Source organism: Citrobacter sp. MGH 55 (assembly GCF_016906145.1).
Lineage (GTDB): Bacteria > Pseudomonadota > Gammaproteobacteria > Enterobacterales > Enterobacteriaceae > Citrobacter_A > Citrobacter_A amalonaticus.
Genome location: NZ_CP070239.1, coordinates 3,693,307 through 3,703,229 on the forward strand (window position 1 = coordinate 3,693,307; position 9,923 = coordinate 3,703,229).

A 9,923-nucleotide genomic window follows, 5' to 3' on the forward strand; every position below is an offset into this window, starting at 1 on the left:
CTGTTACTATACCCCCCTATAGTATCAAGGGGGCGTATGCCGCATTCACCTGAAGATAAAAAACGTATTCTGACTCGCGTCCGGCGCATTCGGGGGCAGGTGGATGCCCTGGAGCGTGCGCTGGAGTCTGGCGAACCTTGCCTGGCTATCCTGCAACAAATCGCTGCGGTTCGCGGTGCGTCCAACGGTTTAATGGGCGAAATGGTTGAGATCCACCTGAAAGATGAGCTGGTGAGTGGTGAAACCACTCCTGACCAGCGCGCCGTGCGTATGGCTGAAATCGGCCACCTTCTTCGCGCTTATCTAAAATAAACCTATCACCTCGCAATAAAGGGAAGAGACAGATGAAATCACGTGCAGCAGTCGCGTTTGGCCCCGGTCAGCCGCTCAAAATTGTTGAGATTGACGTCGCAGCGCCGAAAAAAGGCGAAGTTCTGGTTAAAATTACCCACACTGGCGTTTGCCACACTGACGCGTTTACGCTGTCTGGTGACGATCCAGAAGGTGTGTTCCCGGCGGTACTGGGACATGAAGGCGGCGGTGTAGTGGTCGACGTCGGCGAAGGCGTGACCAGCCTGAAGCCGGGCGACCATGTTATCCCGCTGTATACCGCCGAATGTGGCGAGTGCAAATTCTGTAAATCCGGGAAGACCAACCTCTGTCAGGCCGTGCGCGCCACCCAGGGAAAAGGTCTGATGCCGGATGGCACCACCCGTTTTTCTTACAATGGTGAACCAATCTATCACTACATGGGTACCAGTACCTTCAGCGAATACACCGTATGTGCGGAAATCTCACTGGCGAAAGTCAACCCGCAAGCCCCGCTGGATAAGGTTTGTCTGCTGGGGTGTGGCGTCACTACGGGCATAGGTGCCGTGCATAACACCGCGAAAGTCAAAGAGGGCGATACCGTTGCCGTGTTTGGCCTTGGCGGGATCGGCCTGGCGGTGATTCAGGGCGCTGTACAGGCGAAAGCAGGGCGTATTATTGCTGTCGATACCAACCCGGAAAAATTCAAACTGGCGGGTGAAATGGGCGCAACCGACTTCATTAACCCGAAAGATTATGACAAACCGATCCAGGAGGTGATTGTTGAGCTCACCGACGGTGGTGTCGACTTTAGCTTCGAATGTATCGGTAACGTCGACGTGATGCGTGCGGCGCTGGAATGCTGCCATAAAGGATGGGGCGAGAGCATCATCATTGGTGTTGCCGGGGCGGGCCAGGAGATTAAAACGCGTCCGTTCCAGCTGGTGACAGGCCGGGTCTGGCGCGGTTCCGCGTTTGGCGGCGTCAAAGGGCGCACCCAGTTACCGGGCATGGTGGAAGAGGCAATGGCCGGGAAAATCCAGTTGGATCCGTTCATTACCCATCGTTTGCCGCTGGAGCAAATCAACGACGCGTTTGACCTGATGCACGAAGGTAAATCCATCCGTACCGTTATCCATTTCGGCGATAACTGATTCATCCGCCAGCGGAAATCACCGCTGGCGCTTTCCATTTTTTAACATAAATGTTGTCAAACTGTGACGAAAACGGCGCTTTTCCCGGTAAGTAAAATTCGCGGAATGCCGATGACTATCTTACGGGCGCGTATTACGCATTAATCCTACAAGAGAGTCGACGGTCATGGACAACACATCATCGATGCAAGCACCACATAAGCTGGGCTTTCTGCATCACATCAGGCTGGTTCCGCTGTTTTCCTCCATTCTCGGTGGCATCCTTTTACTGTTCGCGCTGAGCTCCGGTCTGGCGGGCTACTTTCTCATGCAGGCTGACCGCGATCAGCGGGATGTGACAGATGAGATCCAGGTCCGCATGGGATTATCGAACAGTTCGAACCACCTGCGTACCGCGCGAATCAACATGATTCATGCCGGCGCGGCGAGCCGAATTGCTGAAATGGATGACATGAAAGCCAACATTGCGGCGGCGGAAAAGCGTATTAAGCAGTCTGAAGAAGGGTTTACTATTTACATGGCGCGCAAGGTGAAAACCCCTGCGGATGAAGCGTTGGATGGCGAACTGGAGAGCAGTTTCAAAGCCTATATAGCGGGAATGCAACCGATGCTCAAGTACGCCAGAAACGGCATGTTCGAAGCGATCATCAACCACGAAAGCGAACACGCAAGACAACTGGATGCCAGTTACAATAAGGTCCTGTTGAAGGCAATTGAACTGCGCATGGCGCGCGCTAACCAGTTAAGCGAACAGGCTCATCAGCGCACCCAACTGGGCATGATATTCATGATTGCCGCTTTTGGTCTGGCACTGGTGCTGACGCTGATGACGTTTATTGTTCTGCGTCGTACCGTCATTCAGCCGTTGCAGCATGCCGCGCAGCGTATTGAGCAAATTGCCGCCGGTGATCTCACCATGCAGGATGAACCTACCGGGCGTAGCGAGATTGGGCGACTGAGCCGCCACCTGCAACAAATGCAGCGTTCGCTGGTGCAAACGGTCGGTTCGGTGCGTCAGGGGGCAGAAGAGATTTATCGCGGTACCAGCGAAATCTCGGCGGGCAATACCGACTTGTCGTCACGCACCGAAGAACAGGCGGCGGCGATCGAACAGACGGCGGCCAGCATGGAAGAGTTGACCGCGACGGTGAAGCAAAACGCCGATAACGCACACCACGCCAGCAAACTGGCGGAAGACGCGTCCGGCAAAGCCAGTCGTGGCGGGCAGATGGTTTCCGGCGTGGTCCAGACGATGGGCAATATTTCGACCAGTTCGAAGAAAATCTCTGAGATCACTGCGGTTATCAACAGCATCGCTTTCCAGACCAATATTCTGGCGTTGAACGCCGCGGTTGAAGCCGCGCGTGCCGGTGAGCAAGGGCGTGGATTCGCCGTGGTCGCCAGTGAGGTCCGCACGCTGGCCAGCCGCAGTGCCCAGGCAGCGAAAGAGATTGAAGGGCTTATCAGCGAATCCGTCCGTCTCATCGATCAAGGTTCTGGTGAAGTGGTCGCGGCGGGGAACACGATGACCGACATCGTGGAGGCGGTAAAACGCGTCACTGATATCATGCTGGAAATCGCCGCGGCGTCGGACGAGCAGAGCCGTGGGATCGTGCAGGTCAGCCAGGCCATCTCTGAGATGGACAAAGTGACTCAGCAGAACGCATCGCTGGTGGAAGAGGCCTCTGCGGCAGCGGCGTCGCTGGAAGAGCAGGCGGCACGACTGACGGAGGCGGTGGGGACGTTTCGCTTACAGGGTGGACCCACGAGCAAACGCGTACCGACAACAAACACCCCCGTTCAGCCTCTGACACAGCCGGTTACCGATCACGGGGATAACTGGGAAACCTTCTAAGCGCCATTACCGGATGAAGGCGAAAAGGCGCCTCATCCGGATTGTTATAACGGCATCGATTTACGGATAGCGGCAATTAAGCGTTGCGCGCCGGAAGAGAGCGGTGAATCCACTCGGGTGAGAATACCGATCGGCTCACCTGCGCCCTGTGTGGGCACGGGTAGCGAAACCAGCGTCGCCTGGCGCAAATCCTCTTTTACTGCGCCAGATGGCACAAACCAGACGTAGTTATAATCAACCGTTAACTGGCGCGACAGCGAGGCGGAGAGCGTCTCAATGCAGCCGGTTGGCATCTTACAACCCTGGCTTTGCAACAGCGTCTCGGCATTCTGCCGCGGTACTGTGCCTTTGGGCGAAACAACCACGGGCCACTCCATCACTCGACTCAGCGTCACGTTTTCCTGCAATAGTGGGTGATTCGGACGCACGACCAGCTTTAAGGACTCGAGAAACAGCAGCTCATAATTAAGGCCGCTCATCAATTCCGGATCGGACATCCGGCCAATGCCGATGTCGAGCTCGCCGGATTTCAGGCCCGCCAGCAGCATAGTGTTGTTCATCGTTGCCACCTGCAGCGTGGTCTCTTTTTGCTGCTGATGAAACTGACCGATGACCGACGGAAGAATACCCAGCGCGGCAGTCGGTAGCGCGCCTATTCTTACCACATCATTGTTAAGACCTTCTTTACGGTTCAGCGCCTGCCCGGCGGTGTTGAGCGCATCTAGCACTTTCACCGCATGGGTTAAAAACTGCTCGCCAGGTAACGTCAGTTGCGCCCCGAGCCGTCCGCGCTCAAAGAGGCGGGTGCCGGTCAGTTGCTCCAGTTCGTTAAGCGTTTTGGAAAGCGCAGGCTGGCTGAGGTTAAGGGTTTCGGCTGCGCGCCCCAGGGTTCCTTGTTGAGCGACAGCGACAAATGTATGAAGATGGCGCAATCGGATGCGCTGACTGAACAGACTATTTTTTTCCATAAGCGATGTTAAGAACAGAGCGATGCCGGTGACAAGTAAAGTTGTTTGTTTTTGATAACTTGATTGCAAAATATTATTAACATTTAACTTATTTAAGTAACAGCACTTTCTCTTCGGAGGCGAAAATGATCCATGTCGTAGGCCACCTGAATCCGGACAGTGACGCCATTTGCACCGCTTTTATGGCTGCCCGCTGGTTGAACATGCGCGGACGTCAGGCCTCGGCCTGGCGCCTGGGTGAACCCAATCGCGAAACCCAATTTCTGTTTGAGCGTGCGGGGCTGGACATGCCGCCGTTACTGACGATGCCGCTGACAGACCTCGACGTCTGGCTGGTGGATTTCACCGAGCCAGCGCAGGGACCGGAAACCCTTATGGCGAGCAATATCGTGGGTATTATCGATCATCACCGTCTGGGTGGACTGGTGACCCGTTTGCCGCCAGAAGTGTGGATAAAGCCAGTGGGCAGCAGCGCCACGCTGCTATGGCAACTGATGAGTCCGGAGGACAGGGCGCAGATAACGTCTGTGCAGGCGCTATTACTATTGGGCGCAATATTGAGTGACACTGTCACGCTTCGCTCGCCAACCACCACGGCGGATGACCGTCTGGCCGTTGAGGCACTGACAACGCGTGCCGGGGTTGAACTGACGGCGTTCAGCGCTGACCTGCTGAGTGCCAAAACCCGCGTTGAAGGATTAAGCGCCAGTGAACTGCTGCAAAAAGATATCAAGCGTTTCACCATCAAGGGTCAGCAGGTGAGCGTTGCGCAGATCGAACTGTATGCATTGAGCCAGGTCGCCGACGTGATGGATGCCCTGCGTCAAGAGATGGCCGATTATGCGACCCGCAGCGGGGCGGATTTGGTGGTGCTGATGTTGACGGATATCAACGCTGGCAATTCGCAACTCTGGTTTGCCGGCCCGCGCCAACTTGAACTGGCACAACCGGTGACGGTAGAGGGAATGTTGAGCCGCAAGAAACAGATGCTGCCGTGGCTGGAAAGCCATGTTGCGAAAGTTGACCAGGCCTGACAAAACGGGCTGAGAGATTCAGCCCGTTCTCTTCATCAAACGTCGAAAAAGACGGTTTCGTTTTCTCCTTGCAGGTGAATATCGAAGATATAGACGATCTCGCTACCACGCTGTTCGCGGCGGGCAATCAGGGTCTGACGGCGAACTTCCCATTCGATCAGATTGAGCACCGGATCGCGCTGATTGGCTTCTTGCTCATCCGCAAAATAGAGACGGGTGTTCAGGCCAATGTTGATGCCGCGCGCGACGATCCACAGATTAACGTGGGGGGCCATCAGGCGGCCATCGCGTCCCACAACACAGCCCGGCTTAATGGTATCGAAACGCCACACGCCGCTGTCGAAGTCTGAACAGGTTCGTCCCCAGCCGCGAAAGTCCGCGTCGAGCGGCTTATCTTCCTGACGGTCAGCCGGATGGTTGTAGCGTCCATGGGCGTTGGCCTGCCAGATCTCCAGCAGCACATCGCGCACCGGCGTACCGGAACCATCAATTACCCGTCCCTCGATCACAATACGTTCGCCTTCGGTATGGCTATTGGTCAGCGTGGAGCTGAAGTTTTTCTCAAAGATGTGAAATCCAGCGGCGTCAGGCGCAAGCCCAATGTGCACATACGGTCCCGCCGTCTGCGAGGCGGTTTCCTGCAAATACTCTTTCATTGCGCGCCTCCCTGAGTGCGGTTTTCAAACAACGTAGCGCGCTGTCCGCGAAGTACGAGGTCAAAACGATATGCCAGGCAGTCGAGCGGTACGGCGGCGTGGGTATCCAGTTCGGCAATCAATGTGCGGATCGCATCATCGTTATTGATAGTTTTCACAATTGGGCACTGTTTGATCAACGGGTCGCCTTCAAAATACATTTGCGTAATCAACCGTTGGGCAAAGGCCTCGCCGGAGAGTGAAAAGTGAATATGCGAGGGACGCCAGTCACTGACCTGATTGCGCCACGGGTAAGGGCCGGGTTTGATGGTACGGAAAAAGTAATAGCCGTTCTCATCGGTTAATACCCGTCCGCAGCCGCCAAAATTAGGATCAATCGGCGCGAGATACTGGTCTTTTTTATGACGATAGCGACCACCGGCATTGGCCTGCCAGACTTCGACGAGTGTATTTCTCATTGGGCGGCCAAAACCGTCGCGCACGTAACCGTGGACGATAATCCGTTCGCCAATCGGCAGGCCGTCTTTGGCGTAATTCATAATCAGGTCGTTATCCAGCGGGCCAAGATCGTTATCGCTGAATACCGGCCCGGTGATTTCAGACAATGAATTCTGCAAAGAGATCAGCGTGTTGCGCGGCGAGCGCAGAACGCTGGTCTTATAGCCGGGGGCGAAGGCGGGCGGATGGCTGTTATAGTCGCGATGGATCACCTCGCGAGAGGACACTTTTTCACGCATAGCGGACTCCGGTACAGGGAAGAGATTTATTGTTTTATGATGACCTGAGACAGTGTGTGTAAATGCGTTGTTAATTAAAAGTGAATTTATGTCGATTATTTCATAACCAGTGGCTATGCCATGGCGCAAGGACTGATGCAGAGCGAATTCAGGTGAGATCACACTTTGTAAATTCTTCTCCCCAGAGTGAATGGTGTTTCCTACACTCCAGGTAACATTCACTGGAGGCATGACATTATGGCGAACACCATCACGGCAGATGAGATTCGGGAACATTTTTCGCAGGCAATGTCAGCAATGTACCAGCAGGAAGTTCCGCAATACGGCACGTTACTGGAACTTGTGGCTGACGTGAATCTGGCAGTTCTCGAAAATAACCCCACGCTGCATGAAAAACTGGCCAATGCAGATGAACTGGCGCGCCTCAACGTGGAGCGTCATGGCGCAATTCGTGTCGGAACGGCAGACGAACTGTCCACGCTGCGACGCATGTTTGCGATCATGGGGATGTTTCCGGTCAGCTATTACGATCTCTCTCAGGCCGGGGTGCCGGTACATTCAACGGCATTTCGTCCCATTGACGATGCATCGCTGTCGCGAAATCCGTTTCGCGTCTTTACCTCCTTACTGCGACTTGAACTGATTGAAAACGCGTCGCTCCGCCAGCGTGCGGCGGAGATCCTCGCGCAGCGCGATATCTTTACGCCACGCTGTCGCGAACTGCTCGACGTCTGGGAGAGTCAGAAGGGGTTTAACGCGACGCAGGCTCGCGAGTTCGTGAAAGAAGCGCTGGAAACGTTTCGCTGGCATCGCCACGCCACCGTGGATGAACAAACCTATCATGCGCTGCATAACGAACATCGCCTGATCGCCGATGTGGTCTGTTTCCCGGGCTGTCACATTAATCATCTGACACCCAGAACGCTGGATATCGACCGGGTGCAGTCGATGATGCCGGAATGCGGCATTGAACCGAAAGTCCTTATCGAAGGCCCGCCGCGCCGTGAGGTGCCGATTCTGCTGCGCCAGACCAGCTTCAAAGCGCTGGAAGAACCGGTGCTGTTTGCTGGCGAAATGCAGGGGACACATACGGCCCGCTTCGGCGAGATTGAACAACGCGGCGTGGCGCTGACGATAAAGGGGCGTCAGCTATACGATGAATTACTGCGCAATGCCGGTACCGGGAAAGACAACCTGACGCATCAACTGCATTTGCAGGAGGTGTTTAACGCATTTCCGGACAGCGAATTCCTGCTGCGCCAACAGGGACTGGCCTGGTTCCGCTATCGTCTGACGCCGTCAGGCGAAGCGCACCGCAATGCGATTCATCCTGGCGACGATCCGCAACCGCACATTGAACGTGGCTGGGTGCAGGCGCAGCCCATCACCTATGAAGATTTCCTGCCAGTCAGCGCGGCGGGGATTTTTCAGTCGAATCTCGGTAACGAAACGCAGGCGCGCAGTCATGGCAATGCCAGCCGCGAGGCCTTTGAACAGGCGCTGGGGTGTCCGGTGTTTGACGAGTTTGTGTTGTATCAGGAAGCGGAAGAACGCAGCAAACGGCGTTGCGGCCTGCTTTAATCCAGGTATCCTGTAGGGATCTGCGATTAACGGGTAAATATGGACATGATCAAACCTGGTATTCCACTGATTCAAACCGTACAGGGACAGCTAATGGGTGTCGTCCAGGACGACATCCACCTTTGGCGCGGTATTCCTTACGCCGCGCCACCAACGGGGAAATGGCGTTGGCGCGCGCCGCAGCCGGTTACTCCCTGGTCCGGGATTCGTGACGCCAATACCTTCTCCAGCGCCAGCTGGCAGGACATTGAGTACTGCAAAGAGTTGGGCGGCGGCGATCCCGGCGCATTTTCTGAAGATTGTCTCTATCTCAACGTCTGGTCTCCGGCGGAACGTCATCAGCCGCTTCCGGTGATGGTCTGGCTGCACGGCGGCGGCTACACCATTGGCGCAGGTAGTCTGCCGCCTTATGACGGCGTTGCGCTGGCAAAGCGCAACGTGGTTGTCGTGACCGTCAACTATCGTCTCGGTCACCTCGGCTTTTTTGCTCATCCGGCACTGGAAGGCGAAGAGGGCGAGGCTCTCAATAACTTTGCTTTGCTCGACCAGATAGCGGCGCTGCGCTGGGTACAGGAAAACATCGCTGCGTTCGGCGGCGATCCGCAAAACGTGACGCTGTTTGGTGAGTCGGCCGGGGCGCGCAGCGTACTCTCGCTGCTGGCTTCGCCGCGCGGAAAAGGGTTGTTTCATAAAGCGATTGTGCAGAGCGGCTACACGTTGCCGGACACGCCTCGTGAAATCGCGCTGGAAAACGGCGTTGCGCTGGCTGAACACTTTGGTTTGCAGAATGCAACGGCGGAACAGCTACGCGCGATTCCGGCCGAGGCCTTCTGGCCGTTGGGCGCACCGTACAAAATTGCGCCAACGCCGATCTCCGGTGATGCGGTACTGCCGGAACCGATGCTGGACGTCTTTTTCGCCGCCAGACAGCACCCGATGCCGGTGATGATTGGTTCTAACAGCGATGAAGCCAGCGTGATGGCGGTTTTCGGCGTCGATCTTGCCGGACAAATTCAGAAACTGCGTCGTGAACGCAGGCTGGGACTCGGCCTGATTAAGCTACTGTATCCGGGCGTGAAGGGCGATGAAGAACTGGGACGGCAGGTGTGTCGGGATATGGCGTTTACGGCATTAGGCTACGTGGTGATGCAGGCGCAACAGCGGGTCGGCGAGCCGTGCTGGCGGTACTGGTTTGATTACGTTGCGGAATCGGAGCATCACACCTATGCCAACGGCGCCTGGCATGGCAACGAAGTGCCTTACGTGTTTAATACTCTAACGCTCGCTGAACCTTCACGAAATTATGTGAACGAAAACGATCTCGCCTTTGCTGTCCACGTTGCGGATTACTGGGTCAATTTTGCCCGTCATGCCAGTCGGAGTTGCGATGTGCTGCACGGACCGGTCCGTTGGCCGGCCTGTATTCAGGGCCGCGATCGGTTGTTACGTATTGGGCTGAATAAGTTTGCTGGTTTTAAGGTGGAGAACCGGTTTATGCGGGCGCGACTTGCGCTCTTTAAACGGGTGATGACCCAGCACGTCAGTCTCGACTAGCTTTGCAAAAGCTGAAAGTTTGTGCGGGGAACTTTACGTGGGAATCAGTCTGTTCTCATCGACAGTAAATATTTA

At 55.6% G+C, this 9,923-nt stretch carries 9 protein-coding genes; 6 read left to right on the forward strand and 3 right to left on the reverse strand.

The genetic code is table 11. The features are described 5' to 3' along the window. Nucleotides 1-36 precede the first annotated feature (36 nt). From JTI98_RS15130 to JTI98_RS15140, 3 genes are all read left to right on the forward strand, one after another. Nucleotides 37-312, forward strand: coding sequence for a metal/formaldehyde-sensitive transcriptional repressor (locus JTI98_RS15130; protein ID WP_003833178.1), 276 nt, complete (start codon nucleotides 37-39; stop codon nucleotides 310-312). Between the two features lie 32 nt (nucleotides 313-344). Then, nucleotides 345-1,463, forward strand: coding sequence for an S-(hydroxymethyl)glutathione dehydrogenase/class III alcohol dehydrogenase (locus tag JTI98_RS15135; protein WP_044267111.1), 1,119 nt, complete (start codon nucleotides 345-347; stop codon nucleotides 1,461-1,463). Nucleotides 1,464-1,629: 166 nt separating this feature from the next. Beyond that, on the forward strand, nucleotides 1,630-3,318 hold the full coding sequence (locus JTI98_RS15140) for a methyl-accepting chemotaxis protein (RefSeq protein WP_046401596.1): 1,689 nt from the start codon (nucleotides 1,630-1,632) through the stop codon (nucleotides 3,316-3,318). Between the two features lie 44 nt (nucleotides 3,319-3,362). Here JTI98_RS15140 and JTI98_RS15145 read toward each other — a convergent pair whose 3' ends face one another. Next, a complete protein-coding gene (locus JTI98_RS15145) occupies nucleotides 3,363-4,286 on the reverse strand; it encodes a LysR substrate-binding domain-containing protein (RefSeq protein WP_043000621.1) in 924 nt (307 codons plus the stop codon). Nucleotides 4,287-4,411: 125 nt separating this feature from the next. Here JTI98_RS15145 and JTI98_RS15150 point away from each other — a divergent pair, with 125 nt between their 5' ends. Next, the gene (locus JTI98_RS15150) at nucleotides 4,412-5,320 is read left to right on the forward strand and encodes a manganese-dependent inorganic pyrophosphatase (protein WP_216081458.1); all 909 of its coding nucleotides are present in this window, start codon (nucleotides 4,412-4,414) and stop codon (nucleotides 5,318-5,320) included. 35 nt (nucleotides 5,321-5,355) lie between these two features. Here JTI98_RS15150 and pcaG read toward each other — a convergent pair whose 3' ends face one another. Both pcaG and pcaH read right to left on the reverse strand, forming a co-directional pair. After that, nucleotides 5,356-5,976, reverse strand: coding sequence for a protocatechuate 3,4-dioxygenase subunit alpha (gene pcaG, locus JTI98_RS15155; RefSeq protein ID WP_043000623.1), 621 nt, complete (start codon nucleotides 5,974-5,976; stop codon nucleotides 5,356-5,358). After that, entirely contained in the window at nucleotides 5,973-6,713 is a 741-nt protein-coding gene (pcaH, locus tag JTI98_RS15160) for a protocatechuate 3,4-dioxygenase subunit beta (RefSeq protein WP_216081459.1), read from the reverse strand. Before pcaH ends, pcaG begins: the two co-directional genes overlap by 4 nt. Nucleotides 6,714-6,950: 237 nt before the next feature. On the opposite strand from pcaH, the gene JTI98_RS15165 reads away from it, so the two are divergent. Both JTI98_RS15165 and JTI98_RS15170 read left to right on the forward strand, forming a co-directional pair. Then, on the forward strand, nucleotides 6,951-8,294 hold the full coding sequence (locus JTI98_RS15165; protein WP_046401597.1) for a VOC family protein: 1,344 nt from the start codon (nucleotides 6,951-6,953) through the stop codon (nucleotides 8,292-8,294). 45 nt (nucleotides 8,295-8,339) lie between these two features. Next, a complete protein-coding gene (locus JTI98_RS15170) occupies nucleotides 8,340-9,848 on the forward strand; it encodes a carboxylesterase/lipase family protein (RefSeq protein WP_200050147.1) in 1,509 nt (502 codons plus the stop codon). Nucleotides 9,849-9,923: the final 75 nt, after the last annotated feature.

Bases quoted from the DNA above. Each gene is read 5' to 3' on its own strand.
- JTI98_RS15130 (WP_003833178.1), top strand. From the start codon at position 37: ATGCCGCATTCACCTGAAGATAAAAAACGTATTCTGACTCGCGTCCGG.
- JTI98_RS15135 (WP_044267111.1), top strand. From the start codon at position 345: ATGAAATCACGTGCAGCAGTCGCGTTTGGCCCCGGTCAGCCGCTCAAA.
- JTI98_RS15140 (WP_046401596.1), top strand. From the start codon at position 1,630: ATGGACAACACATCATCGATGCAAGCACCACATAAGCTGGGCTTTCTG.
- JTI98_RS15145 (WP_043000621.1), bottom strand. From the start codon at position 4,286: ATGGAAAAAAATAGTCTGTTCAGTCAGCGCATCCGATTGCGCCATCTT.
- JTI98_RS15150 (WP_216081458.1), top strand. From the start codon at position 4,412: ATGATCCATGTCGTAGGCCACCTGAATCCGGACAGTGACGCCATTTGC.
- pcaG (WP_043000623.1), bottom strand. From the start codon at position 5,976: ATGAAAGAGTATTTGCAGGAAACCGCCTCGCAGACGGCGGGACCGTAT.
- pcaH (WP_216081459.1), bottom strand. From the start codon at position 6,713: ATGCGTGAAAAAGTGTCCTCTCGCGAGGTGATCCATCGCGACTATAAC.
- JTI98_RS15165 (WP_046401597.1), top strand. From the start codon at position 6,951: ATGGCGAACACCATCACGGCAGATGAGATTCGGGAACATTTTTCGCAG.
- JTI98_RS15170 (WP_200050147.1), top strand. From the start codon at position 8,340: ATGATCAAACCTGGTATTCCACTGATTCAAACCGTACAGGGACAGCTA.